Origin of the sequence: Bdellovibrio bacteriovorus (assembly GCF_002208115.1) — a bacterium.
GTDB classification, from domain to species: domain Bacteria; phylum Bdellovibrionota; class Bdellovibrionia; order Bdellovibrionales; family Bdellovibrionaceae; genus Bdellovibrio; species Bdellovibrio bacteriovorus_C.
On the sequence record NZ_CP020946.1, the window covers coordinates 3040025 to 3063561 of the forward strand.

24 protein-coding genes are annotated in these 23537 nt (G+C 50.6%); 14 read left to right on the top strand and 10 right to left on the bottom strand.

From position 1 onward, the window contains the following. Position 1 precedes the first annotated feature (1 nt). The 3 genes from lpdA to B9G79_RS14615 all read left to right on the top strand — a co-directional run bounded on the left by lpdA (position 2) and on the right by B9G79_RS14615 (position 2745). The gene (gene lpdA, locus B9G79_RS14605; protein WP_088566157.1) at positions 2 to 1423 is read left to right on the top strand and encodes a dihydrolipoyl dehydrogenase; all 1422 of its coding nucleotides are present in this window, start codon (positions 2 to 4) and stop codon (positions 1421 to 1423) included. A 163-nt stretch (positions 1424 to 1586) separates the two neighbouring features. Continuing rightward, on the top strand, positions 1587 to 2225 hold the full coding sequence (locus B9G79_RS14610; RefSeq protein WP_232468714.1) for a hypothetical protein: 639 nt from the start codon (positions 1587 to 1589) through the stop codon (positions 2223 to 2225). 94 nt (positions 2226 to 2319) lie between these two features. Next, a complete protein-coding gene (locus tag B9G79_RS14615) occupies positions 2320 to 2745 on the top strand; it encodes a DUF3011 domain-containing protein (protein WP_232468716.1) in 426 nt (141 codons plus the stop codon). A gap of 76 nt (positions 2746 to 2821) precedes the next feature. Here B9G79_RS14615 and B9G79_RS14620 read toward each other — a convergent pair whose 3' ends face one another. Further along, complete coding sequence (locus tag B9G79_RS14620; protein ID WP_088566159.1) at positions 2822 to 3553, bottom strand: hypothetical protein; 732 nt, start codon at positions 3551 to 3553, stop codon at positions 2822 to 2824. A gap of 166 nt (positions 3554 to 3719) precedes the next feature. On the opposite strand from B9G79_RS14620, the gene B9G79_RS14625 reads away from it, so the two are divergent. Further along, positions 3720 to 4520 (top strand): SdiA-regulated domain-containing protein, encoded by an 801-nt coding sequence (locus B9G79_RS14625; RefSeq protein ID WP_088566160.1) that lies wholly within the window; start codon positions 3720 to 3722, stop codon positions 4518 to 4520. A gap of 20 nt (positions 4521 to 4540) precedes the next feature. Here the strand turns inward: B9G79_RS14625 and B9G79_RS14630 are convergent, their stop codons facing one another. Continuing rightward, positions 4541 to 5290 (bottom strand): tyrosine-protein phosphatase, encoded by a 750-nt coding sequence (locus tag B9G79_RS14630; RefSeq protein WP_088566161.1) that lies wholly within the window; start codon positions 5288 to 5290, stop codon positions 4541 to 4543. A gap of 128 nt (positions 5291 to 5418) precedes the next feature. On the opposite strand from B9G79_RS14630, the gene B9G79_RS14635 reads away from it, so the two are divergent. Then, positions 5419 to 6561, top strand: a complete 1143-nt coding sequence (locus B9G79_RS14635) for a hypothetical protein (RefSeq protein ID WP_232468718.1) — start codon at positions 5419 to 5421, stop codon at positions 6559 to 6561. Between the two features lie 270 nt (positions 6562 to 6831). On the opposite strand, the gene B9G79_RS14640 is transcribed toward B9G79_RS14635, so the two are convergent. Further along, positions 6832 to 8460 (bottom strand): hypothetical protein, encoded by a 1629-nt coding sequence (locus B9G79_RS14640; protein WP_088566163.1) that lies wholly within the window; start codon positions 8458 to 8460, stop codon positions 6832 to 6834. Between the two features lie 207 nt (positions 8461 to 8667). Between B9G79_RS14640 and lipB the strand changes: the two genes are divergently transcribed. Next, positions 8668 to 9327 carry a lipoyl(octanoyl) transferase LipB gene (lipB, locus tag B9G79_RS14645; RefSeq protein WP_088566164.1) on the top strand — a complete coding sequence of 220 codons (660 nt, stop codon included), beginning with the start codon at positions 8668 to 8670 and terminating at the stop codon, positions 9325 to 9327. A 57-nt stretch (positions 9328 to 9384) separates the two neighbouring features. Here lipB and B9G79_RS14650 read toward each other — a convergent pair whose 3' ends face one another. The 5 genes from B9G79_RS14650 to B9G79_RS14670 all read right to left on the bottom strand — a co-directional run bounded on the left by B9G79_RS14650 (position 9385) and on the right by B9G79_RS14670 (position 12754). Continuing rightward, the gene (locus B9G79_RS14650) at positions 9385 to 9816 is read right to left on the bottom strand and encodes a DoxX family protein (protein ID WP_088566165.1); all 432 of its coding nucleotides are present in this window, start codon (positions 9814 to 9816) and stop codon (positions 9385 to 9387) included. Positions 9817 to 9882: 66 nt separating this feature from the next. Continuing rightward, positions 9883 to 10311: a BLUF domain-containing protein gene (locus B9G79_RS14655; protein WP_088566166.1), complete on the bottom strand. Its 429-nt coding sequence runs from the start codon at positions 10309 to 10311 to the stop codon at positions 9883 to 9885. Continuing rightward, positions 10308 to 10727 carry a MaoC family dehydratase gene (locus B9G79_RS14660; protein ID WP_015089911.1) on the bottom strand — a complete coding sequence of 140 codons (420 nt, stop codon included), beginning with the start codon at positions 10725 to 10727 and terminating at the stop codon, positions 10308 to 10310. Before B9G79_RS14660 ends, B9G79_RS14655 begins: the two co-directional genes overlap by 4 nt. 18 nt (positions 10728 to 10745) lie before the next feature. Continuing rightward, positions 10746 to 12089 carry a PhoH family protein gene (locus B9G79_RS14665; RefSeq protein ID WP_088566167.1) on the bottom strand — a complete coding sequence of 448 codons (1344 nt, stop codon included), beginning with the start codon at positions 12087 to 12089 and terminating at the stop codon, positions 10746 to 10748. A gap of 155 nt (positions 12090 to 12244) precedes the next feature. After that, the gene (locus tag B9G79_RS14670) at positions 12245 to 12754 is read right to left on the bottom strand and encodes a PilZ domain-containing protein (RefSeq protein WP_088566168.1); all 510 of its coding nucleotides are present in this window, start codon (positions 12752 to 12754) and stop codon (positions 12245 to 12247) included. Between the two features lie 92 nt (positions 12755 to 12846). On the opposite strand from B9G79_RS14670, the gene B9G79_RS14675 reads away from it, so the two are divergent. Continuing rightward, a complete protein-coding gene (locus B9G79_RS14675) occupies positions 12847 to 13734 on the top strand; it encodes an energy transducer TonB family protein (protein ID WP_088566169.1) in 888 nt (295 codons plus the stop codon). A gap of 9 nt (positions 13735 to 13743) precedes the next feature. Here B9G79_RS14675 and B9G79_RS14680 read toward each other — a convergent pair whose 3' ends face one another. Together B9G79_RS14680 and msrB are read right to left on the bottom strand one after the other, a co-directional pair. Next, positions 13744 to 14463: a DUF3750 domain-containing protein gene (locus B9G79_RS14680; RefSeq protein ID WP_088566170.1), complete on the bottom strand. Its 720-nt coding sequence runs from the start codon at positions 14461 to 14463 to the stop codon at positions 13744 to 13746. 62 nt (positions 14464 to 14525) lie between these two features. Next, positions 14526 to 14942, bottom strand: a complete 417-nt coding sequence (gene msrB, locus B9G79_RS14685; RefSeq protein ID WP_088566171.1) for a peptide-methionine (R)-S-oxide reductase MsrB — start codon at positions 14940 to 14942, stop codon at positions 14526 to 14528. A gap of 87 nt (positions 14943 to 15029) precedes the next feature. Here msrB and B9G79_RS14690 point away from each other — a divergent pair, with 87 nt between their 5' ends. The 7 genes from B9G79_RS14690 (at position 15030) to B9G79_RS14720 (ending at position 23536) form a co-directional block, all read left to right on the top strand. Continuing rightward, positions 15030 to 15602 carry an outer membrane beta-barrel protein gene (locus B9G79_RS14690; protein ID WP_088566907.1) on the top strand — a complete coding sequence of 191 codons (573 nt, stop codon included), beginning with the start codon at positions 15030 to 15032 and terminating at the stop codon, positions 15600 to 15602. Beyond that, the gene (locus B9G79_RS14695; RefSeq protein WP_088566172.1) at positions 15599 to 16648 is read left to right on the top strand and encodes an aminopeptidase; all 1050 of its coding nucleotides are present in this window, start codon (positions 15599 to 15601) and stop codon (positions 16646 to 16648) included. Before B9G79_RS14690 ends, B9G79_RS14695 begins: the two co-directional genes overlap by 4 nt. Positions 16649 to 17006: 358 nt before the next feature. Continuing rightward, positions 17007 to 17540 carry a protease gene (locus B9G79_RS14700; protein WP_088566173.1) on the top strand — a complete coding sequence of 178 codons (534 nt, stop codon included), beginning with the start codon at positions 17007 to 17009 and terminating at the stop codon, positions 17538 to 17540. A gap of 28 nt (positions 17541 to 17568) precedes the next feature. Then, positions 17569 to 20265 carry a hypothetical protein gene (locus tag B9G79_RS14705; RefSeq protein WP_088566174.1) on the top strand — a complete coding sequence of 899 codons (2697 nt, stop codon included), beginning with the start codon at positions 17569 to 17571 and terminating at the stop codon, positions 20263 to 20265. Next, positions 20265 to 20855: a cation-transporting ATPase gene (locus B9G79_RS14710; RefSeq protein WP_088566175.1), complete on the top strand. Its 591-nt coding sequence runs from the start codon at positions 20265 to 20267 to the stop codon at positions 20853 to 20855. The genes B9G79_RS14705 and B9G79_RS14710 overlap by 1 nt, the downstream gene beginning before the upstream one ends. A gap of 31 nt (positions 20856 to 20886) precedes the next feature. After that, a complete protein-coding gene (locus tag B9G79_RS14715; RefSeq protein ID WP_232468721.1) occupies positions 20887 to 21918 on the top strand; it encodes a protease in 1032 nt (343 codons plus the stop codon). Positions 21919 to 21964: 46 nt separating this feature from the next. Continuing rightward, positions 21965 to 23536, top strand: coding sequence for a hypothetical protein (locus B9G79_RS14720; protein ID WP_088566176.1), 1572 nt, complete (start codon positions 21965 to 21967; stop codon positions 23534 to 23536). Position 23537 lies beyond the last annotated feature (1 nt).

Below are 23537 nucleotides of genomic sequence, written 5' to 3' on the forward strand. Positions count from 1 at the left end.
TATGCAAAATTTTGACGTAGTAGTTATTGGTGCGGGTCCTGGCGGTTATGTGGCTGCGATCCGTTCTGCACAACTTGGTTTTAAAACAGCAGTTATCGAACGTGAATTCCTGGGTGGCGTGTGCTTGAACGTGGGTTGTATCCCGTCCAAAGCCATGATCACTGCGACTCACCTTTTGCACAAAGCCCAGCACAATTTCAAAGAAATGGGCTTGAACATCAAAGGTGGCATCGACGTGGACATGAAACAACTTGTGAAATGGAAGCAATCCGTTTCTGACAAGATGTCCGGTGGTGTAAATCAGCTTCTTAAAGGCTACGGCGTTACCATCATCAAAGGTGATGCTGAATTCAAGTCTTCCAAAGAAATCTCTGTGAAGTCTTCTGCAGGGACTGAGTCAGTTCAGGCGAAATACTTTGTTGTGGCGACAGGTTCCCGTCCGATTGAAATCCCTGGTTTCAAATTCGACGAAAAAGACATCTGCTCTTCCACAGGCGCTTTGGCGTTTGATACCATCCCTAAACGCGTGGCGGTTATCGGTGGTGGTTACATCGGTCTTGAGATCTCTTCTTACCTGCGCAAGCTGGGCACGGAAGTGACTGTGATCGAAGCGCAATCTGCATTGTTGGCGGGTGTGGTTGATCCAGACTGCGCGCAGATCGTGACTCGCAAACTGACTAAAGCGGGCGTGAATGTTCTTTACGGCGCAAAAGCCAAAGGTCAGAAAAAAGTCAAAGACGGCTATGAAGTGACTGTTGAGATCAACGGCAAAGACGAAGTTGTAAAATGCGACAAGATCCTTGTGACTGTCGGTCGTCGTCCAAATGGCGATCAGGCGAACCTGAAAGCGGCTGGCATTGCTGTGGATGAGCGTGGCTTCGTGAAAGTCGATGCTCAACGCCGCACGAATGTTTCCAACATCTTTGCTATCGGCGATATCGCCGGTCAGCCGATGCTGGCGCACAAGGCCTCCCACGAGGGTGTTTTGGTTGCGGAAGTGATCGCGGGCCATAACCGCGTTTACGACGCGAAAACAGTTCCGGCAGTTGTCTTCACCGATCCTGAAATCGCAGCCGCCGGTATGACTGAAGCTGAAGCGAAAGCCAAAGGTCACACCGACCTTCTGATCAGCAAGTTCCCGTTCGCAGCCAATGGCCGTGCGGTGAGCATGATGGAAACAGACGGTTTCGTGAAAATGATCGCAGATAAGAAAACCCACGTATTGTTGGGCGTTCACATTGTCGGTCCGGAAGCTTCCAACTTGATCTCTGAAGCAGTTTTGGCGATCGAAATGGGCGCACGCATTGAAGACCTGGCGCTTTCCATCCACCCTCACCCGACTTTGGGTGAAACCATGATGGAAGCCGCAGAGGCGACCCTGGGTCACGCGATCCATATCATTCAAAAACCTTTGAAAGCATAAGCTTTCTGCGAAAAGGCCGGCCGCAAGCCGGCCTTTTTCATACAGCCGTGAGATTTTTGCCTGTTTCTCCCCCATCTGCCTTACAAATCTGTAAGTAAGTTCAAAAGTGCACCCACTTTCAGTCCTTATCCGGTATGAATTATACCTAAATACGGATTAGATTATGGAATTAGCATTAAATACACAGACAGCCATCTATCGCTCAAAACTTATTGAGTTGGCCTCCCTGCTGAAATGCCTGGGCATTGAAATGCGCGCTTATGACAACCCTCAATTGCAATACTTTACAAAGCTGTCTCCCGCCCAGCAGGCGACGGTAAGCCAAGCGCTGGAAGCCTATGTGGGTGCCTTGCGCTCTGAGTATGTAGAGGGTGATTTTTCCAACGAGCGCTTTGTGCTGCAGTTTCTGTTTCGCATGGGCATCGTTCCGCCGTCGGATCTGCACGACACTCTGGACAAGGAAAAGTACATCCAGATCTATAATGCCGACCAAATTCAGATCTTCCGCTCTTTAAGCTGCTATGACCGCTGTTCCTTCACTCTGGAACAACTGACGACTCACACGTGGTTTGATCTGTGGGAACGCGACAGCCTGTTTTATTACGCCTGCTTTGGATTGGCGGCCACGGCTTTGAAGATCGTAAAGTTCACCAAACTGCGCTTGAACTTCCCTTATCACCGCGTGACTGAAATTAACTCGGCCCACGAATTCTCATTTGATTACCGTATCAAATCCCTGAGCGCCTTGACCCGTCAGGGAAAGCTGCAGGCGGCTCTTTTGATCGAAGACTGGAAATTTTAGCCATTCTGACACCAAAAACCGTCGGCATCGTTCCTGCATAAAAGCGGGGTACAAGATTTTTGAAGTCATAATGACACCTTTTTTGGGGGAAACGATGAAAAACCTATTCTTTGCAATGCTAATTGTCTTTGGTTTGGCACCATGGGCTCACGCCGATGTTTTGGAAAGCCAGTATCAAGACGCGGAAACAAGCTACATCCGCCCAGGACCGCGCCCAGCGCCTTATCCAGGCAACCCGCGCCCGGATCCATACCCGCATCCAAATCCACGTCCAAACCCACCAGCTCCGTACCCGAATCCATATCCAGGTCCGGGCCCAGGTGTTGAGTACATCACTTGTGAATCCTGGAATTACTATTATCAAGAGTGCTACTTCAACCCGTACAGAATTCACTCTGTCAGACTTTACAATGTGATCTCTTACGATGCGTGCCTGTACAACAACACGTACGGCATCTATGGGGATCGCGTGTGGGTGAACCGTGGCTGCCGCGCTATCTTTGAAGTCATCCGCTACTAACATTGGGATACATTCAAAATCAAAAAGCCGACCTTGCAGGGGTCGGCTTTTTTTTGTTTTTAACGCCAGTGCTTTTCTAGCGAACGCGCAAAAAGGACTTGCGCTGATTCAACTGCATCAGTTTTTCAGCCACTTTATTCTGTCGACTTTTCGATGTGCGATCAACAAAGACCACACCCGGCGCGGATGATTTCAGGATAGAACTAACATCGGCAAACACCGCCACCCCGCTTTGACCAGGCAACAGTCCGCTGTAAACTCCTCCGTAACCCGTCACCCCTTGAGCACTAAACCCGGTGAACAGATTCGCGACGATCCCGGCACTGAGAGAATCCGTACCCAAGGCATACCCCAGCACCACCTTGGGAGCCTGCAAATCCAGATTCAGATATAGCTTCGAGACACGACTGTCGCTCAGTGGGATCGAATACCATTCTTCCGCCTTCACTCCCATGACCGGAAACAGGGTTCCGTTGGGCAAACCTTTTTCCGCCTGCAAAGCGGGAATCTTGGTCACCCGAGAAAAGTTCAATACCAGATCGATATCGGTAATCCCCGGCACTAGGGACGAGACATTGAGCATTCCCAGCATCTCCACTGGGTTTTCCGGATTATAAATCGGCAACTGCACGCTCATAATCTGCAGGTTGTTGGAATCCACCTGAGTTTTTAGAGAAACATACACGTCGCCTTGGGTGATTTTGGAGGAAAGGGCCGCCCCTTTAATAAGGCCTTCCTGCGAACAAGCGGCCAGGGTCAACACCGTGGCAGCCAACAGCACTGTTTTTTGAATCAGGGATGAGATCATTGAAACGCACTCCTTGGTTGAAACGAACAAACTTGCCCCTCCAGTTTCGGAAAAAGCCAACTGGACTAAAGGGGGGCTGTTTAAATCTTTACAAAATCGAAACTCAGTCAGAATATTCTTTCAGGCCCTACTGTCTCAGGTTAAGAATTCCGCGCGGGAGATATTCATGAAAACTCAAATCGTTCTGGCCACTTTGCTGTCCTTATCCACATCTGCTTTCGCAGCCGAAACAGTTTCGGTCCAAAAAGCTTTGCCCGAGGTCGGCAGCAATCTTTCCGGGATCACATACAATTACGACAGTGATTCTTACTTTCTGATTCAGAACAATTCAGGAAATATTTTTGAATACAAAGCCGACTTTACCAAACCCGTGCGCACGATCCGCATGACCAATCTGACTGACGCAGACACCGAAGACATCGTATATCTGGGCAACAATCAGTATGCGATCAGCACGGAATCAAACCAGGTGCTGATTTTGAAAATTGATGAGGTTCAAACGACGGTGGATGTTCGCGACTCCCGCGACGATGTGCAAATGATGCAACTTCCGGCTCCAGCGAAGCACAACAAGGGACTGGAAGGAGTATGTTTTTCAAAGAAACACAACACGTTCTATGCCGTTCAGGAGAAAAAGCCCAAGCGCATCTTTGAATGGACCCGCCCTTCTCATGGCAATGACATCGCCGACGCTGCGGCTTTGGGTGTGAAAGAACCGTTCGATACCGAAAAGATTCTAAAACACGTGATGAGCGATCTGTCGGCGTGCATTTATGACGATAAAAATGACCAGTTGCTGCTGCTAAGCCACGAATCTTCCCGCGTGATGCGACTGAACCGTCAGGGACAGGTGGTCAGCACCACAGATCTTCCACTGCTTCCAGATCAATACGAAGGAATGACGTTCTCGAAAGACGGAAAGCTCATCGTGGTCAGCGAACCCAACATCGTGGTGATCCTGAAATAGGATCACCACCCTAAAGAGGACTATTCCAGATAGTTCTTTTTCAAAGCGGCGAGCTTTTCAGGGGTCAGGGAATATTCGACGGCAAAATAGCGATCCATACTGCCGTAACGCTCATGAATTGCATCCAAGGCCGAACCCAGGAAGTTCTCTTTTACTGACATCAGGTAATGCAGGTTCTCAAGCCCCTTGGTGGACAGCTTGGATTCAACTTTGCTTAAGACTTGTTCCCGGAACGGCTGCAGGGTCTGCTCGGTGCGCAGATAATCTTCCAAAACAGCGTCACGGGACACTCCCAAAGACAACAACATCAAAGCCGAACCAACACCCGTGCGATCTTTACCGACAGCACAGTGCTGAACCAACGCGCCCGTTTCAAGGGGCTGCACACGTTCAAACAATCTGTGATAAGCGCGATTGGCAAAAGGCAGCTGCTTATACAGGCTTTCCATAAAGTCATGGGGAATCACACGCAGGTTTTCATCGGCCCAAAAATCGTGATTGTCGTTTTTGACAGAGTGAGATTCCGGATTGGCCGGATGGCATTCATACCGAGCCCCATTCCAAACCACATCTTTGTCGGCGGCGGACTCTTTCAGATCGCGATAATCCAGAATATCAGTCACCCCAAGAGATTCCAACTGAGCACAGTCTTCAGCCGTCAAACGAGACAGGGAGCCGGAACGATATAGACGGTTTTTTTTAACCCGTCTGCCGTCCGTTGTCAGATACCCACCCATGTCCCTGAAATTGATTCCGCCCTGAAGTTTCATTCCGCACCTTTCCGTAAAAACCCATGATAACACGAAGCGCGTTTAATTCATTTTCAATTAGGTCCTTGGCCCGGCGTTTTATGGGAATCTTGTTGAATTGGCGCATCAAAAATGGAAATTTGCGTCGCATGAAAGCCAAATTCGCATTCGTTTTTGCCCTGTTCCTGGGTCTTCAGGCCACCGCCGCCTGGGACCTGAATGACGTCTCTTATCTGATGCCATTGCCAGTCCGTTTTGGCGACGACAATCTGATGGGTATCAACACCCCCGGCCGCGGCGGCCCGCTGCTGAATCCGGCCTTCATGGGAACGATTCCCCCACTGACTCCGGTAATGAGTGAAAACGACGTAGCCACATCCCTGCGTGTGATTGCCGTGCGCATCGACCCGTGCTTCCCCCTGCCAACCCCACAATCCTGCCAAAAACAAATCCGCCTGGTATGGCAACCGCTGGAACCGGGCTTCCACAACCGCGTGCAAACGGTCGATGCCGCCCTTCACAGTTTTTATGTGCTAACCGACGCCGACTTTGATTCCCTGACAAAGGATCTGATGGCGTGGAAAGCCCGGAACAAAGTCGAAACCAAAGGTCTGCCTTTGCAGGTGCACCCCGCATGGGCCGTACAAGCCGATAAATCTCCAACGTTGTTAGAGTTCAACCACATCGTGCGCAAATACGCAGGCCCCGTAAACCTGACCCGCATCACCGCAATGGTGGTACGAGGCGCCGGCGACATGTGGTCCTTCCAAGGCTTTGAAGTGCGCAATGGTCAGTTAAAATTGATGAAGATCCCACGCGTAGACAGATCAGCCCAAGCCTTCGTCAACTTCGCAGTCCCTTCAGACCACTTCGAACGCGGCCTGATTTCCCCGGAAGCCACCGGAGAAGATTCTTTCAACAAAGTCATCGGCAATTCCGCCCGCATGAAAGTAGGCAACGAAGACCTGCTAAGAAAAGAACTGCGCGCTATCCACCGCGCCGAAGACCCGCACAGCTTCAACCCAGAAAACATGGACTGCGCCAGTTGCCACGTAGCCCAGCCAGCAAGAGTATGGTTGGAAAGAAACCGCACAGATCTAAACCTTGAAAGCCTGTGGAATACCCACGCCTACAAAAACCCAGCTTATGATTTGTCCAACGTAAGCCCCGACCAAAAAAACACCCAAATCATCCGAGCCTTCGGCTACTTCCTGGAAAACCCAGCCATCAGCCAACGAGTCATCAACGAATCCGCCGAAGTAGCCACAGCCCTAAACCAAATCCTAAAATAGCTCTGCACGAAAAGCGGCGCGCGATAGCGCCAGCGCTCTCCCAAAAGGCGGCGCCCGAAAGGGCCAGCCAAAAAAACCGCGGCGCGCGCAGCGCCAGCCCCCCCCGAACCCCGAAAACGCAAAAAACCAACCACCTGGAACAGCGGTTGGTCAAAAGGGTTCAAGCGCAAGGCGGAGGGTCCTACCGCAGCGGAGGCGTGCTCCAAGCACGTCGGAGCGAGGACAGGGCCCGACAACGCAGTCGATTGGGCCCTTTTCACCAACCGTAGCTTACTTAATGCATGAGTAGTAAACTTCGTAGTTTCCTTGTGGCAGCATTTGGTCGAAGACTAGGTTCAGTCCTTCCATCTTGCGAGTGCCATCATAAACCTGCCCATCTTTCAGAACCAGGATGGATCTCATGGCATCCACAACCGGCGCGCACGTCAGGGTGATGGATTTCAAAGTCTTGCGCACACCTTCGGCGATGCCCTGAACTTGGGCTGCATAATCAGATGCACACACGTCCCCGATCACACCGCCGGTCAGTTTGGAGATCTGCTCATAGCGGAAGCCGGCAGAATAACCTTCACCTTTCAAACACGCCTGATCATCAGGACGCGCGATGATGGAATGGAAGCTCATGGCTTTCTGGGAACCGAAGCTGTCGGCCACGAACTTCACAAAGTTTGCAGGATCATTCTTAGGACCGTTGGCCGATTCATCTTCGTCCGAGATCACCACAACCGCCAGTTGGGAATCGTTACGGATGAAGTTCGCGTTGCCACCAGAGGCCGTCATCGAGCGTTCGATGGCGCGGTAAGCAGCGAAGATACCCTGCTCACTGCCGGAACCGGTTTCAGATCTTTGCAAAGTGTTGCTCAATGTTGTGCGGGCTTCAGCGTCGTTCATGGAGGACGTCAGAATATACTGCCCCGGTTTGTTATAGAGAGGAACCAAGCGACCATCACCCAGGGTCTTGTGGACTGGATCGGTGGTGGTCACGGCAAGCTGCCAGTCCAGACCTTTCACCACATCCAGGAAGTTACGAACTCGGGACGCCATGCTTTTTTGCTCGTATTCCATGGAACCCGAGTTGTCGATCACGAACAGAATATCCACTTTTTGGTATTCGTTCACTTTCACATTGTTCACCATCTGTTTGTACATGGAGGACACTTTGAAAGAGATGGATTTTTCAGACGCATGACCCAGTTTGTCTTTTGCAGAAACTTTCAGAGTGTAATCACCACCAGCAAGCTTTGGCAGAACGATCTTGTTCTGACCAGCAGCGCAGGCTTTGGTGGAAGTGCCCATAGAACAAGTCACAGAGGCCACACCGGCACCCGCGTCCGTCACGGTGAAGATCAGTTCCACATCCAGGCCTTCTTCAACCGGAGCGGAAGGATATTTTGCAAACACGATGTCCGGACCGATCTGGTCAATATAGATATGACGAACATAGCAGGAACTTGTGCGTCCGTCGTGATCGCGGAACTGCACGCTGACAGGAACATTCTGATTGGTCTTTGAGCTTAGCAAGGTGCCAGAGTCCGCATAGTCCACCCAAGCACCGCCGCCGCAGGATTCATTTTCAGAAACCTTGGTGTAAGCCGTGTGGAACGGAGGATAGAAATCAAGACTGAGGGTGGTGGAAGCAGTCAGAACAGCGCCTTTGTTGATGTCAAAACCATCCGGTTCGGAAGGAGCTGGAGTGCCGCCACCATTGTCGCCCCCGGTACTGCCCTCTTCGCTGCTGCCGCCGCTGGAGCCGCCACCAGAGCCTGTTTCCGGCTCAGTGATCACACTGAAGTCACCATTGTTGAGGTCTTGTTTCACCTCGGTGCCGCCGCCATTGTCCAGACATCCAGTCAGAGCGATCGCTGCGATCAATGTGCTCATCAGTCCTAGATTCTTCATACCCTCTCCCTGCTTCTTTTGTGTTCCTTGAAACCATTTTGTCGGTATCCTCCGCCGCTTCTCAAGCGAATCTCATTTTGAAATTTTTGTGACTAGTGCGTTTACACCTCGAATGAAATTGCTGTCCAAAGGTTGCACACTGCTTTCTGAATTGGACCTTTGAAGAGAAAGAATGACTTGGACCTAAATCAGTGGCACAAACAAAATATGGCTGATCTGATTTTTCAGGATTGGGGACTTATCAACTATGATGAGGCCTTAAAAAAACAAAATGACCTGGTGGAAAAGGTGCATAACGAAGACCTTCCGGGCTTTCTTGTGTTCTGCACGCATCCTCCGGTGGTGACTGTGGGTCGCGCCACTCAGGCCGAGGATATCTTTGCCTGGCAAGGCCCGCTGGTGGAAGTCACTCGTGGAGGCCGCGCCACTTATCACGGTCCCAGCCAGCTTGTGATCTACCCGATTTTGAATCTTTCCCACACCCGCAAGGGTCGCAAAGACCGCGAGATCAATCCTTACTTGAAAGTGTTTGAAGACGCCATTGTCGACGTGTTGAAAACTTATGGACTCAACGGCATCGAAGGTCGCTCTTCGGCCAAACAAAACCTGAACCGCCATGATGCCGATGACACGGGTGTCTGGGTGCAAGATCACAAGATCGCCTCTGTTGGCGTGGGTGTGCGCAAATGGGTCGCCTTCCACGGAGCGGCCATCAATCTGACTTTTGATGAGAAGGCCTTCCAAGGGCTTCGTCCCTGCGGCTTCCCACCGGAGGTGATGATCAGCCTTGAACAACTGCTCAAGGCGCCGGTCGACGTGAAGGAATTTAAAGAAAAACTGAAACGCCGTTTGCTGGAAGTGCTTTGATTCCACAAAAACAAAAGGAGCCTTGCAGCTCCTTTTTTGTTTCCCTTGAATCAGGAATTACTTCTTTTTCGTGATCAGGTGATCGACGGACCAGCGGCCCGCCCCGTGCAACACAAAGAACAAACCCGTGAACAGGTACAACAGACCCATTTCCTTCTTCACAAACGGATCGGCGGCGTGCACACCAAAGACGGCTACGACCATCGTGAACACCATGAAAGCCGCTGCCGGACGAGTCAACAGACCCAACGCCAGCAAAATACCCCCGGCAAATTCAGCCAGGCCCGCACACCATGCAAAGAATTCCGGCGCCGGGAAGCCCATAGAGCGAACACCTTCCACCAGCATCTCTGGCGGAGGAACTTTCCCCAAACCGTGAGAGAATGCCATCGTCAGACCAATGAACACGCGCAGTACAGTCAGCGCAAAATCATCCATCTTGGTATTGAAATTTCTAGGTGCAATCAGTTTGCTCAGCAGTGTTTTCATCAGGGAATCCTTTCTATGATGTTCATTTACAACGCACAGTGGGACTAAAAAAGAACCAGGAACCTTTTATTTTAACTCGGGGGCGGAGGCGCGGAACTTTTTCAGGATTGGCATGATCAGCGCACGCTTGCTCAGATCACTGGCGGATACTGATTCAAACAATTCCACCAGATGCTCGCTGGATGCTGTGGTGATATCGCCGTCATGAAATGCCATGGACCAGTCCGGGAACAGACGTTCTGCCCCGATGGCTTCAATCAAAACTTTGACGGAATAATTTCGATCATCGTCACGGATGGCAGTCAGTACGTTGCGCACCGGAGCCTCGTCCCCTTCCAGAAGCTGAACGAAATATCCATCACGAAAAATCAGCAGACCCGTAATGCCCAGGCGGGCATTGTTTCTTCGGGACACTTCGAGGATCTCACGGATGTCCGTGTAGCTCAGATCCTCGGCGGCCTTGCTGAAGTAGACCAGATGGAAGACTCCGCTCATATGCCGGCAGGGCCAGTCGTAGACATCATGATCACGGCATCACCCTTAACCACAACGTCACCATTAACCTTCGCCACGTTCGTTTCAACCGTCGCGATGCCTTTTTCTTTTCTCAAACCGGTGATTTTGATGGTGATAACAATCGTATCATCAACGAATACCGGATTAACGAATTTCATATTTTGAGCAAGGTAAATACCACCCTGACCGATACCATCAACCAGCGCTCTGGAAATCAGAGCGCCGACGATCATACCGTGAGCGATACGACGACCAAAACGGGTTTTTGATGCGTATTCATCATTCAAATGAATTGGATTGTGGTCTCCGGATAGCTCCGCAAATTGCTGGATCATTTTGTCCGTCACTTGCACAGTTACCTTTGCTTCAAATCCTACATCAATCACTTCAGCCATGAAAAAACTCCTAAAAACCTACAAGATATTTGCTGCCAGCTCGGCCAGCTCAGATCTTTCACCTTTGGTCAGAGTCACATGGGCCGCAATTGGGTGGCCCTTGAATCTCTCAACCGCATAGGTCAAACCGCTGTTCGCGGAATCCACGTAAGGATTATCGATCTGATAGACGTCGCCCGTAAGGACAACCTTTGTCCCTCGACCGGCACGCGTAACAATTGTCTTGATCTCGTGCGGAGTCAAGTTTTGTGCTTCGTCGACGATCAGGTACTGCTTCGGAATGCTGCGACCGCGAATGTAAGTCAGAGGCTCAATGTTCAGCATCCCCTGATTGATCAATTCTTGCGCACGCCCCGCTGCTTTTTTGTCCGCACCCATCAAAAATTCGACGTTATCGAAGATAGGCTGCATCCAAGGATTCAATTTCTGCTCGATGTCACCAGGCAGGTAACCGATATCGCGTCCCATAGGGAAAATCGGACGGGACACCAGCAAACGCTGGAACTGCCCTTGATCCAAAGTTTTATGAAGACCCGCGGCAATCGCCATCAATGTTTTACCCGTACCGGCTTTACCCACCAGGGATACAAACATGATTTCATCATTCAGCAAACAGTCCAATGCGAAGGCTTGCTCGACATTTCGGGCATGAATACCCCAGATGGAATCAGCGGCCTGCATCAAAGGAACAATGGCCTTGTCCGCCAGGCTGTAACGACCAATCGCAGAATGATTCGGGTTCGCCGCATCTTTCATGATCACGTACTGATTGCCATAAAGTTTCACGTCTGTGATGAAGCGTTTTTCGCGATAGAAGGCATCAATCTGCTCTGGAGACACCATGATCTCCTGATAACCCTCGTAAAGATCATCACGGTTGATATCGTTGGCATCATAGTCATTGGCAATGACACCGTAAACATCCGCCTTGATACGCAGGTTGATGTCTTTGGTGATCAGCTCAACCTTGTAGCGCGGGTGCTGCTTTTGCAAAGCCAAAGCTGTGTTCAGAATACGGTTGTCCGCTTTCTGATGATCCAGCTCTGACGGCATACCTGCCAGCATCAGATCCGTGTTGATGTATACCATGGTTTCGGAGTTGTCGATCTGAACACCGCTGGCCAATGAGCCCTTGGACCGAAGAACGTCGATAAAGCGGCTGAACTGACGCGCATTTCGACCGTTTTCACCCTGGTCACGTTTGAACTTGTCGACTTCCTCGATAACAGAGATAGGAATGTGTACGTCAGCCTCACCGAATCTCAGGATTGCCTGGGAATCGAAAAGGATCACGTTCGTATCGACAACAATTTTTCTGCGCTTAGCTTTGCTCAATGGACACCCTCCGTAGTTATAGTCCATGCGTGCTGCAAACTGTTTTCAGCTGCAAACACTTCACAGCTAAATTGCAACAAATCGCAGGACCAAAGTCCACGCAAAACGGCGTCCCAAAAAATAAAAAGACCCGGCGAAAAATCACCGGGCCTTTGCCACTTTCATAATATCAGGACAGGTTATCAGGAGATGTGAGAAACAAGAACGTCGCCGGAATCTGTTTTCAGACTCGCACTGACGTTTTCGATGAACTTCACAAAGTGATGAAGCGCTACATCATTCATCGTGCCTTTGACAAAACCGGCACCATGACGAACAACGCCTTCGTCTTCGATGGCACGGCTGTTGGACACAGTGATCGTGAATGGGAAGTACGTGGAGTGATTCAAATACACTCGCATCGCCACTTCATCCCCGGCCACAAAGCCGCCTTCAGCCAGCTCCAGATCAAAAGCCAAACCGTTTTCCGAAATGTCGTATAGCGCGGCCTTCAAAAGGCCCTTTTCAGGAAGTACGACAAAAGCTCCCACGAATTCAGTTAAAATTGTTCTTTTTACGTCACGACGGTCCCGGCTCAAAATTTCCTGGCGGGCCTCTGTAATGTCGAGAACTTCCGCGCGGACCTCAATTCCCTTGTTTTCCAAAGAATTCTGAGATCTTAGGCGTGGCGTAATATCGAGAACTTTCCCCATTTTTCCCCCTGTTGACTCATTTCTTATCGGCAGAATGTGTTTCAACTTTAGCCGTCTTGCCCAAAGGTCCAGTTTCGGCTTAAAATGAGACAATGGCAGTCATTAGGGCGATTCTCTGCAGTTTTATGTTCCATTTTTTGGTCATCGTGGGCCTGATCTGGCTTGCGCCCAAACTGCAACTGCCAGAACCCGAGGTAATCGAAGTCACCCTTTCCGACGAACAGAAAATCTTCAATGCCCTGAAACCCAAAGACCGCTCCGTGGTACGCCAGGCGGTGGTGCCGGAGAAAATGAAACTGCCCGAGGATGAAACTTTGGCGCGCTTTCTGTCTGAGCAAAAACAGCGCGTGAAAGAAGAAACTCAGGCGGCAAAATCCGGTATGACCCAAAACCGCAGCAACCGTGAAAGTGCGGTGAACAAACCCGAGTCCGCCCCGCCAAAAGTGGCTGAACAGAAAAAACAGCAGCACAACACCGAGGATGTCGACAAAGACGGCTATCGCAATGTGGATATTTCCAAAGAACTGGCCGAAATGAAACGCTACAATGACGGCTTTTCTTCCGTCGGCGAATCCCTGCCCACCGATGTGAAGGTCGGCTCATTCACCGCCCTGAACACAGACCGATATCTGTTTTATACTTTTTATGCCAGAGTGGAAGAGCTGATCCGCTACCGCTGGGAAACCCGCGTGCAGCAGGCCATCGATCAGTTCGATCGCATTGATCGCATCAACGCCGGGAACCGCAACTGGGTGACTCAGGCTGAATTTATTCTGGATCGCAACGGCAATCTGCGTTCGGCATTGATTATGAAAAGCTCAGGAATCAAAAACTTTGATATGGCGGCGGTGAATGCCTTCAAGGAAGCCCGCATCTTCCCGAATCCGCCGCAAGAGATGTTGAAAGAGGATGGCTACATTCACCTCGTGTTTTCTTTCACTGTGCGCTACAGCCCACCAGCTCTGGTGAACCGCAACTAAAGATCACGACTAAGGCTTGTCGCTCATTCCAACCCGGCCAACCATCGGCAGCTTCAATGCCGGTCGCATGAAATCAACCCCGAAGTTCAGGCCCAGCAGATTCAGCTCAACACCCTCGCCCAAGCCCACAGTCAGCCCCAGCATTCCAAACAAGGAAAACTGCACGCCGGTCTTGGATTCACTCCAGCCGACAATGTCCGCCTGATTGATCCAGTCCTTGCCGATAGCGTGCGGAGGAAGTTCCACCTTCAGTTCCGGCACGTTGCGGATGATATGGGAAATAAAGGTGTTGCTGTTCGGGCCCGGATAAGCGCGGTAAGTGTTTTTGTAGGCATAATCGCGCGCCAGCTTGTCGATTTGCGGAATGGCAGCTTCCGCCTCGGCACCCCGCAGGTCTTCGATCAGTTCGGGCTTGGCACCAAACCAGTGACGATCCGGAATGTCCGCCTCGATGCGAACAGCCTCCAAACCTCTTTTCACTCGCCACCCGATCACGTGATAGGTCCTATAGTGATCGGCATCTTTGGCCTTGGTCGCGATCCAGGAATGAACGGCAAAGTAGCCACGCCAACTGACCGTGCGGGCCGCATACACCTGAACCACGGCGCCTTTTTCTTCCTGAGGGGTTGGCGCCAGATGTGCACTGTCCCGGGTGGCCGTGCGCCAGTCTTGCGCTTGCGATTGAAAACCCAACAACATGAAAGCAATAAAAGATCCGATGAATTTCATTTCACCAGTATGGACTAATTTTTATTTTTTTGCGGGATTAAATGCTGAGGTCTGCTCAGAACTTAAGCTTTCCGCGGAATGAATTTCAACGACGCCGAATTGATGCAGTAACGAAGTCCCGTTGGCTCCGGTCCGTCATCAAACACATGCCCCAAGTGGGAATTCGACGACGACGCTCGCACCTCGATACGAGTCATGCCATGGGAATAGTCGGCGATCTCTTTCACCGCATCCGCAGAAATCGGATGCGTGAAGCTGGGCCAGCCCGAACCGGAATCAAATTTGTCGTCGCTGGAAAACAGCGGCACTCCGGAAATCGCATCGACATAAATGCCCTGCTCATGATGATTCCAATAGGCATTCTGGAACGGACGTTCAGTGCCATTTTCAACCATGATGCGATATTGTTCAGGGGTCAGAATCTTTTTCAGCTCGCTCTCGTCAGAGGGAAGCCCGCATTTTAAAACCTTGTCAGCCATACTTTAGTTGTACCCGGTCCAGGAGCTTTAGTCCAGAGTGTGGCCGAATTCATGTCGTTCGCCACTCAACCTTGCTACTATGTGGGAATGAAGAAGTTTTTATCCCTGACCCTATTGGCCGTTCTGATTTCGACCTCTATGCCCGCTTATGCCATGTTCACAGAATTGGGCCTGTCTTACGGAAGAAAAACCACCACCTTCGACAAAGACAACTCTTTTGACTCTGAATCCATCACAGGTTCGCTGTCCCTGTATTTCCTGGAGCGCCTGGCTCTGGAACTGAGCTACACCGACGCCACGGGCCTGCGTGAAGAAAAAGCCAGTCCATCCGACGCCCGCCGTACAACGACACAAAAATCCCAGATCCTGGGGGCGGATTTGATTTTGGTTTTTGCGGATAAAACCGCGTTGTTCCAGCCTTACATCAAAGGCGGCGGAGCGCAGATCAGCCGCTATCAGCAGATTAAAATCGAAGGTCAGGACACTTACACAATCGAACCTGAATCCGTCACCGTTCCCAGCTATGGCGTGGGCTTGAAGATCAAAGTCACTGAATCTTTGGGCATCAAACTGAGCTATGACGTATGGAAGACACCGATCGGTGACGGCCTGCAAACGGACGACAGCTCCATCCGGGCCGGTGTGACCTGGGCATTATGAGGCTGAAACTTGGCCTGACACTTCTTGCCGTCGCCACGCTGAACAGCGGATGTCAGATGGGCTATCTGATGAAGTCGGGCTATGGGCAGATGAAGCTGCTAAACAGCCGCATTCCTGTCGATGAAGCTCTGAAAGATCCAAACCTGGATGAAGGCAAAAAGAAAAAGCTGAAGCTTGCGCAGGAAGCCCGCACCTTTGCCGAAACCGAACTGCATCTGAAATCCACCAAGAACTACACCTCTTACGTAGAACTGGGCCGCCCCTATGTCACCTACGTGGTCAGCGCCGCCCCCAAGTGGGAACTGAAACATCACCAGTGGTCTTATCCGTTCATGGGAAAAATGCCTTACAAAGGTTACTTCAATGAAGACGACGCCAAGGAAGAGGAAAAGTCCCTGCAGCAGGACAACCTCGACACCTACATGCGCGGCGTTTCAGCCTACAGCACGCTGGGCTGGTTCAATGATCCGATTTTAAGTTCGATGCTTCGCTATGATGACTATGATCTGGTGAACACGATCATTCATGAAACTGTGCATGCCACTCTGTACATCAAAAATTCCGCCGACTTCAACGAACGCCTGGCCACGTTTCTGGGCAACAAAGGCGCCGAGCTTTTCTATTTGAAAAAAGAAGGTGCAGACTCGCCGACACTGAAGTTGATTCAGTCTGAAAACGACGACAGCAAAGTCTTTTCGCAGTTTATTTCGGCTGAACTGGATGCACTTGAAAAGTGGTACAAGGAACTTCCATCCAGTGAAAGATCCGAAGAAAAACGCACGCAGCGAATACAGCAAATTCAGAGTAAATTTTCGGCTGAAGTGGTGCCGCGCCTGAAGACGGAAAGCTATAAAAGATTCGCCGATGCGAAGCTGAACAATGCCCGCTTGCTGGTGTATCGCACGTATATGCAGGACTTGAGTGACTTCGAAAAGCTGTACGAACTCAGGGATCGCAGCTATTTTTCCTTCATTGAGGCCTGTCGCGGCCTAGAAAAAGCCAAAGATCCGTCCGCAGAACTCAAAAAAATGCTCTCTCCCCCGTAAGGGCTAACCCCCGAAAATCAGGCTTATTCCACAGCCTCCTGTTTAGGCAAAAATCTGCGAAATTTTCTGCCAGTTTTGTAATGTTTCGCTAAACACGTAAAACCACGATCAAAATCCAGTTCAAATAGCAGCCGAGCATTGTTAAGAATCTAACAATGCGAAATTGCTAAAGTATCATATAACCCATTCGGGTGATGTGACCCTTTGATATCATTGAAGAATTCTTTACACGCGCAGTGTGTCTCTGCTGGCGGAATAAAAAAAATACGACTAAAACTCGCTCACTTTCAAAAAACCATGTCAGGAAGTAACAGAACGTAACAGGACCCTGACAAGTCACAAAGAAACCGGAGAGAGCATGAAATTGAAGTTCCTAGGCGCTGCCCTTGTAGCACTAGCAATGTCCCTTACTGTCCACGCTGATGAATTCGATGGTGGCAGCCCAGATTACGATCCTCGTCCAAATCCACATTACACAGAAGCAGAGATCCAGAGAAAGATCGAAAACGAAATGGCCGTGGCTTGCAGAGGCAACCTTTGCTCTATCGTAGGAACTGATGGTCACGGCGAAGGCTGGACGGTGAGCTTCCAGGTTGGCTACGGCGACAATCCAAACAGCGGCGGCAACAACTTCTACATCGGCGACAGCCAGAATTCCACGAACAATGGTGGTGACTACTACGCAGGTATCACAGTGACTTACAAGAACTACTCCTGCAACTCCACTCTGCGTGTGACTCCTTCGGTTTATCGTTTCGTGAACACGTACATGTACAACATGGTGAACGCCGACGGCTCAACAAAGCGTAACTTCTCTCCTGCAGATCAAACTGTGATTCTGTTCTACACGACGATGCTGAACAAAGTCGATAACTGCAAAGCGCTGAACTAAACCCGGTAACTGGAAATACAGAGGACTCATGAACAAACTCACGTTGATCACTTTACTGATGGCCTGCACCCTGCCGGCACTAAGCCGTGCGGAAGTGCCAGCCCATCAGACAAGTCTTCTGAGTCCTCTGAAATTCACCAACCGCGCCCAGTGCGCGCTGGATTCTGAAAAACCGACATCCTCCATCATGATCATGATTGATGGTTACAATGCCGGCAAAACCGCGAACTCCGTCGCCAAATTGCGCGGCCTGAACACGGAAGAATACAGCAACAAGGCCATGAAGGAATTCCGACTTTCGGTGGCCTACATGACCCTGAACATCATGAACAAAATGATCCGTGGGCAGCTTCCGGTGCTGCCCATGAATCTGAAAACTGCGGATCTGCCAAAGTATCTGCAGGTCAACCGCAGCTGCGAAGCCAGTGGTGGCAATTGCACCGAGTTGAATGACTACCTTTCTCAAATCTGGGCCCGCGCCGGAAAACGCGCTGAACTGCTAGCCTTTGACAGCTTCACTCAACAAAATTTCCCTCTGCATGCCTCCAAAGACCGCCTGGGCTGCTATTACATCAAAAAATTCTCGGCTCTGCAGGGGCATCTGCAAAACCCTGAAGTCAACCAGGCCAACCTGCAGGACATCGCCCTGGCCTACCTGAACGAAGCGGACTATCTGACGGGTTGCTTTAACGCCGATGACAAACTGAACAACCGTTTCGTGACCCTGCAAATCGACTGGGAAACGAATGCAAACTCCCTGGCACAACAGGGTTTCGACTTCTGGAACAGCTTGAAAATCTATCTGTCCTGGGCGTGGAGACACACCAACGAAGTTGAACAGCTAAGCCCTTCATTCGGTCGCATCTTCCGCTCTATCGCCTTGGAAGAATCCATCATGTTCACGCCGAACGGCTGCAAGTCCATGACAAAGCCTTCCTGTGACAGCGAATATCTTTCTTCAAACAGCATCCGCGAGCTGGCTAAAATCAGCGGCCCGACGCCTGAACACTTCGACACCGTCCCGGTGGGAACGGAAGCCGAGATGCTGGAAAAAGGCGTTCGTGGCGTGAACAATGACTTCCTGGGCACGCAGTCCTTCGACAGCGCTCAAGAATGGCTGGCGAACTTCCGTAAAAATGTGATTCAGTCCCGCGCTCTGATGAAAACCAAGTATCAGGCCGCGATCACCATTTTGAACCTGTTGCAGGATCAACTGGGCGCCGCCGTGCTAAGCACTGTGGTTTCCAAAGACATCAGCGCTCACCGTGGCAATGAAGCCATGATGAATGAGCTTTACTACATGTGCACTGAGATCCGTCTGGCCGGCGACGAGACCCTGGACTTCCTCAAGTCCGATATCGATCGCATTGCTCAGCTTAAAAACATGACTCAGATGCAGTACTCTGACCGTCGCTCTTTGCAAGAGCACGTGAACTTCTTCAATGCGGTTTCAGCGCAGGTTCTGCCCTTCTGTAACGAGCTTGAAAAACAAAACTACTGGAATAAATCCGGATACACCGTGAACAAGTCCGGATTCGCCCCCTGGGCGAAAGAGATGATGCAGCTTCAGGCCAATCCGGAAGAAGCCAAATTCATCCCGACAGCATTCAACAACCAGCCTCTGCTGTCCTGGAACAACCAGTCCGTTGCGGGCGCCCAGGCGATCTGCTACAGCTCTGTGGACTGCACCCGTCTGATGGTGAAAAGCATGGTGGACCTTTATGCGGTTTCTACCTATGCCGATGCGCTGGTTCCCCTGGCAGGTAAAACTTCTGATCCGAATCTGTTCAACCCGTACTCTGAACTGAAAACCTGTAAAATGTACGATCCCTGGTTCCAAACCCAGCGCATGAACAAAGTGCTGATGGTGGATCTGGCCAATACCGCCCTTTTCGGCTGGAACATCCTGCCAATCTATGTGGACGTGAACTTTACCGCTCCGAAAGTGGCTTCTTTCAACCAGTTGGTGAAAGACGGTAAAATCAAATTTGATCCACGTGTGGAAAAATCCAAAATGCAAACATCTCTGGTGGCAGATTTTGGTCCTTTGCTGGGCGCACCCTGTGCGGTTTCCCTGAATAACAACGGTATCAAGAACTATAACTTCTATTCTTTCTCTGGTCTGACGGTGAATTACTGTGATTCCAAACAGTCCAATGAAGTTGTTTCCAACAATCCAAGTGATTTTGCGACCGGCGCAAAAACCGCACGTTCTTTCTGCGGCGGCTGCACCCTGAACTTCACTGCGGTGGCGGCAGCATCCACCTCCACATTCGGCGTGGTGAATCCCGCGAAGTTTGTAGTGTATCTGTTCCGCACCTTCCAGAAGTACTTCTCTGCGAAGAAAGACAAAGTAAACATCCCGAAATCCTGGGAAGTGAACGCCGCCTACGCGGCCGAAGTTTACAAAAAATACGGCCAGATCCCATCCCACTGTGTGGATCAGCTCAGCAAAGGTCTGAAATGTTTCAGAGACAGTTGTGCCGCCAAAGCCGCTGATGTCTTTGAAAAGGCCTACAACACCAAGGTTCACGAAGTTTATATCCGCGAAGATGATGACAGCCAATGGCCGCCATCCGACACCAAAGAAGCATGGATCAAGTCTGATCTGTGCAAAGGCGAAGCGGTCATTCGCTTCACCTGCAATGAGCGGAAAGTTGAAAACTTCAGAACACATTCCATGTACGGATTCCACAAGTCCTGCAGAAGAGCGATGGGGAAATAATGAAATCGATTTTTCTGTCCCTGATGCTTCTTTTGAACGCCCCAGCAGCCTTTGCCTGGTCGGTTGAATCCGCTGTCGGCACTGGTCCTCGCGGCGAATTCCAGGACACCGTCACTCTTTACTGCCGTCCCGACGAAACCCTGTGCCAGGAAGTTTGCAAATCCCAGAATTCATGCTGGAAAGAGCAGGAGCTTTGCTTCAACTGCCTGGGCACCACCAACCCGATCCTGCGCACCGTGTTTACCGAGATCGACCGCCTGTACCGCAACAATCAGCGCGTTCTGCCTGCAGCGGAAGTGGCCCGAGTGTTCACAAAGGATCACATCTTTGTGGCCGCCAAAAGCATCTATAACTTCTATTCCGCCATCGACAATCAGGAAGTGATGGCAAGATTCCAAGGGCTGTGCCCGACCGGCACCGGGCAACCGCTGATTGTCCTGGAAAAAAACAAGTTTCAGGAACCTTCCCGGATCAAATTCATAGTTTGCGAAGGGACCGGCCAATACAACCAGGGAATGTACGTTTTGGAGTACAACCCTCAAGTGGAAACCGGAACCAACAACGAAATTAAAGTGAACAGTAAACCTTAAAAACAGAACGTTAGATCAAAAGGAGAAAACAATGACTAACTTGATGAAATTTGCAGCGGTAGCCATGCTACTGATCTCTGCACAAAGCGCGAACGCAATCTCTTTGCGTTTCAAATTCAAAACCTTCAGCTCTGGTCCAGACATCTACGCTTGTAATGCTGGTTTGAAGCACAATGCATCCGCTCACAAAGCGTGCTACTTCGAAGACACTCAGATCGCTTGTACTGCGGGTACTTGTACTGATGCTACCTGCCACACTCGTTGCGTTTGCACTAACGACAACGGTGGTGAGTACCTGATGGACTACATGAAGGGTCAATACAGCTCTTGGAACACTGGCGATGCTAAATGGAACACAAACTGGACAGCGACTACCCGTCAAGCTGGTCAGGGTTCTTTCGCAACTTTGGTAAACCACGAAGATGCATTCTCTAACCGTATCAAAGAACTGAGCTTCAACCTTGGTTCCGAGCTTTATGGTGCTGAGTACTTCGTTGATATCTGCTACCGTGGCCCTCAGATTGAGTACTGGGAAGACAACGTAGTTGCTAACTTCAGCCTGTTGGCTCAGGTTTCTGCAACTGACTTCGTTGCTACTGGCGTTAACCCAGGTGACAACAACCCAGACGGTCCAGGTTTCAACCACGGTCGTGATGGTTTGAACATGACTCCAAACATCAAGTACACGACTTTGTCCGGCTTGACTGTTGAGTCTTACACTGTGTGCGACCTTCAAGGCATGAACACATTCAAATACGCTCGCAACAACGCTAACCAGTACAACATGCTGGATAACGAAGCGAAGTTCTCTGACTGGAATGCTCCACAAAACGGTGGCGGTGACTTCTTCACTGGTACAAACCAGCCAACCACTTTGAATGGTGCTAAAGACCTTTACAACACATGGATCAACCAAAACACAAAAACTCCACGCTTCTGCCGTGTACGTTATGTGTTCAAAGAGACAAATCATGCTGCTGCCATCAAAAACCTGAGAAAATGGCAACGTCACGGTGCTGAAATGTGTACTTACACTAAAATCGAAGAAGGCGCTGCGAACTAATCGCCCTCTTGGTCTCTGAAAGGATCGGTCTTATGAGATCGGTCTTATGAAATTCAAAAATCTTACGGTTCTGATCCTTTCAGGGGTTGTATTTGTGCTGGCAGGCGAAGCTTTCGCCTGCCGCGCTTCTCGTGACATGAAACACAATTTTGCGATCAACTTTGAATCCAATCCGCCGATCCGTATTTACGGCGATGGCGAAGGTTCGACGATCCTTCCGCAAATGATCGACAAGTGCACTGAAAGTGCCGGCAGCTTCCTGATGCTTTCCAAAGGCGTCTATATGCCGAGTGATGTTTCGGATGTGGCGGATATTTCCCTTGATGGTGACCTACCGGATGAAAACATCTGCAAAATCGAAAATTCGATTTTCAGCAAGCCGATGGATCACAATCAAAAGAAATCTCTGGTTAAACGACAGCACAAATTCCTGCAGCAATGCGCCTTTGTGACCGTGGCCGAAGTCAACGGCCGCCCCCTTCGTTATAAATCCGACCAGCAATACTGCAAAACCATCCCGCAGGGTGCCAGCATGGTGCAAATGGAAGGGGAGTACTGCTTCCTGACCATCAACCCCAGCTACAATCTTTCCATCACCATGGGTTTAAAGCCTGAGTGCGCCACTCAGGAAAAAATGAAAGAACTGGGGCTTGAGTTCGGCGACATCGAAGCGGCTTTGAATTCTTATGTTGCAGGCGATGATTCCGGTCTCAGCCCTGACGTGACTGCCATTGGTTCTTCCCGCTATCGTTTTACTCTGCAGGCTCCCGCCAACATGATGGAGCTAAGCGAAGACGTGGGAATGGAGGCTCCACGCTTCCCCACCACTTACAATGCTGAATTCAACATGGGCGACCTTCAGTTCCGTCAAGCCGGTGAAGAGCGCGTGGATCTGAACATGTACCTGTCCGTGGATAACCGACAGCCTTTATTCTGCAACCAGGCTGGCCTGTGCACGGCACCGTCTGCTTACAACATCCCGGTGGCGGCCGAAGTTGAAGTCTTTAAGGTCGGCTCGCAAAAGTCTGTCTTCATCGACGGATGGACCAGCGGCGGCACCATTCAGGGCAACTGGCAGGGGCTGATGCGCTTCCCGCAACAAAGCATTGATGGCCTGAATTTCGTCAAAGGTGAGCGCTATAAAGTGGTTGTAACCATGATTGACCCGTTTGAGGACTTCTACATCTATCTGAACAGAGCCGAGCAGTTTCTGATCGATCTGAAAGCGGCCAATGGTGTTGCGGGATTGGATCAAATCCAGTCCATTCAGCCATTGTCTGACCTGCTGGGCCTGCCACGTTTGACGGGCTTGCCGCATATTTCCTCCGGCGATCTGAATTCAGATCTGGACATGTCCTTGAGCTATTTCAAGAAACTGGGTTCCACGCGCCTGTGGCCGACTTACTATGAGCGCCTGTGCGATCCCAGCCATGGTCAGTGCTATCTTTCCGGAAAACAAAAGTTCTGGAACCGCTTCTCTGCTGAATTCACCGTGGGTGAAAAGGGTGATGGTGGCAACTTCGACTTGAATGACATCCGCGTGATCAAAGAATCCCCGCAGGGCGTGGTTATGAACAAGCAGGTGAAAACTCTGCCTCGCTACAGATGTGAGCCGTAAG

Excerpts from the sequence above, each read along its gene's own strand:
- lpdA (WP_088566157.1), top strand. The coding sequence starts at position 2 with ATGCAAAATTTTGACGTAGTAGTTATTGGTGCGGGTCCTGGCGGTTAT.
- B9G79_RS14610 (WP_232468714.1), top strand. The coding sequence starts at position 1,587 with ATGGAATTAGCATTAAATACACAGACAGCCATCTATCGCTCAAAACTT.
- B9G79_RS14615 (WP_232468716.1), top strand. The coding sequence starts at position 2,320 with ATGAAAAACCTATTCTTTGCAATGCTAATTGTCTTTGGTTTGGCACCA.
- B9G79_RS14620 (WP_088566159.1), bottom strand. The coding sequence starts at position 3,553 with ATGATCTCATCCCTGATTCAAAAAACAGTGCTGTTGGCTGCCACGGTG.
- B9G79_RS14625 (WP_088566160.1), top strand. The coding sequence starts at position 3,720 with ATGAAAACTCAAATCGTTCTGGCCACTTTGCTGTCCTTATCCACATCT.
- B9G79_RS14630 (WP_088566161.1), bottom strand. The coding sequence starts at position 5,290 with ATGAAACTTCAGGGCGGAATCAATTTCAGGGACATGGGTGGGTATCTG.
- B9G79_RS14635 (WP_232468718.1), top strand. The coding sequence starts at position 5,419 with ATGAAAGCCAAATTCGCATTCGTTTTTGCCCTGTTCCTGGGTCTTCAG.
- B9G79_RS14640 (WP_088566163.1), bottom strand. The coding sequence starts at position 8,460 with ATGAAGAATCTAGGACTGATGAGCACATTGATCGCAGCGATCGCTCTG.
- lipB (WP_088566164.1), top strand. The coding sequence starts at position 8,668 with ATGGCTGATCTGATTTTTCAGGATTGGGGACTTATCAACTATGATGAG.
- B9G79_RS14650 (WP_088566165.1), bottom strand. The coding sequence starts at position 9,816 with ATGAAAACACTGCTGAGCAAACTGATTGCACCTAGAAATTTCAATACC.
- B9G79_RS14655 (WP_088566166.1), bottom strand. The coding sequence starts at position 10,311 with ATGAGCGGAGTCTTCCATCTGGTCTACTTCAGCAAGGCCGCCGAGGAT.
- B9G79_RS14660 (WP_015089911.1), bottom strand. The coding sequence starts at position 10,727 with ATGGCTGAAGTGATTGATGTAGGATTTGAAGCAAAGGTAACTGTGCAA.
- B9G79_RS14665 (WP_088566167.1), bottom strand. The coding sequence starts at position 12,089 with ATGGACTATAACTACGGAGGGTGTCCATTGAGCAAAGCTAAGCGCAGA.
- B9G79_RS14670 (WP_088566168.1), bottom strand. The coding sequence starts at position 12,754 with ATGGGGAAAGTTCTCGATATTACGCCACGCCTAAGATCTCAGAATTCT.
- B9G79_RS14675 (WP_088566169.1), top strand. The coding sequence starts at position 12,847 with ATGGCAGTCATTAGGGCGATTCTCTGCAGTTTTATGTTCCATTTTTTG.
- B9G79_RS14680 (WP_088566170.1), bottom strand. The coding sequence starts at position 14,463 with ATGAAATTCATCGGATCTTTTATTGCTTTCATGTTGTTGGGTTTTCAA.
- msrB (WP_088566171.1), bottom strand. The coding sequence starts at position 14,942 with ATGGCTGACAAGGTTTTAAAATGCGGGCTTCCCTCTGACGAGAGCGAG.
- B9G79_RS14690 (WP_088566907.1), top strand. The coding sequence starts at position 15,030 with ATGAAGAAGTTTTTATCCCTGACCCTATTGGCCGTTCTGATTTCGACC.
- B9G79_RS14695 (WP_088566172.1), top strand. The coding sequence starts at position 15,599 with ATGAGGCTGAAACTTGGCCTGACACTTCTTGCCGTCGCCACGCTGAAC.
- B9G79_RS14700 (WP_088566173.1), top strand. The coding sequence starts at position 17,007 with ATGAAATTGAAGTTCCTAGGCGCTGCCCTTGTAGCACTAGCAATGTCC.
- B9G79_RS14705 (WP_088566174.1), top strand. The coding sequence starts at position 17,569 with ATGAACAAACTCACGTTGATCACTTTACTGATGGCCTGCACCCTGCCG.
- B9G79_RS14710 (WP_088566175.1), top strand. The coding sequence starts at position 20,265 with ATGAAATCGATTTTTCTGTCCCTGATGCTTCTTTTGAACGCCCCAGCA.
- B9G79_RS14715 (WP_232468721.1), top strand. The coding sequence starts at position 20,887 with ATGACTAACTTGATGAAATTTGCAGCGGTAGCCATGCTACTGATCTCT.
- B9G79_RS14720 (WP_088566176.1), top strand. The coding sequence starts at position 21,965 with ATGAAATTCAAAAATCTTACGGTTCTGATCCTTTCAGGGGTTGTATTT.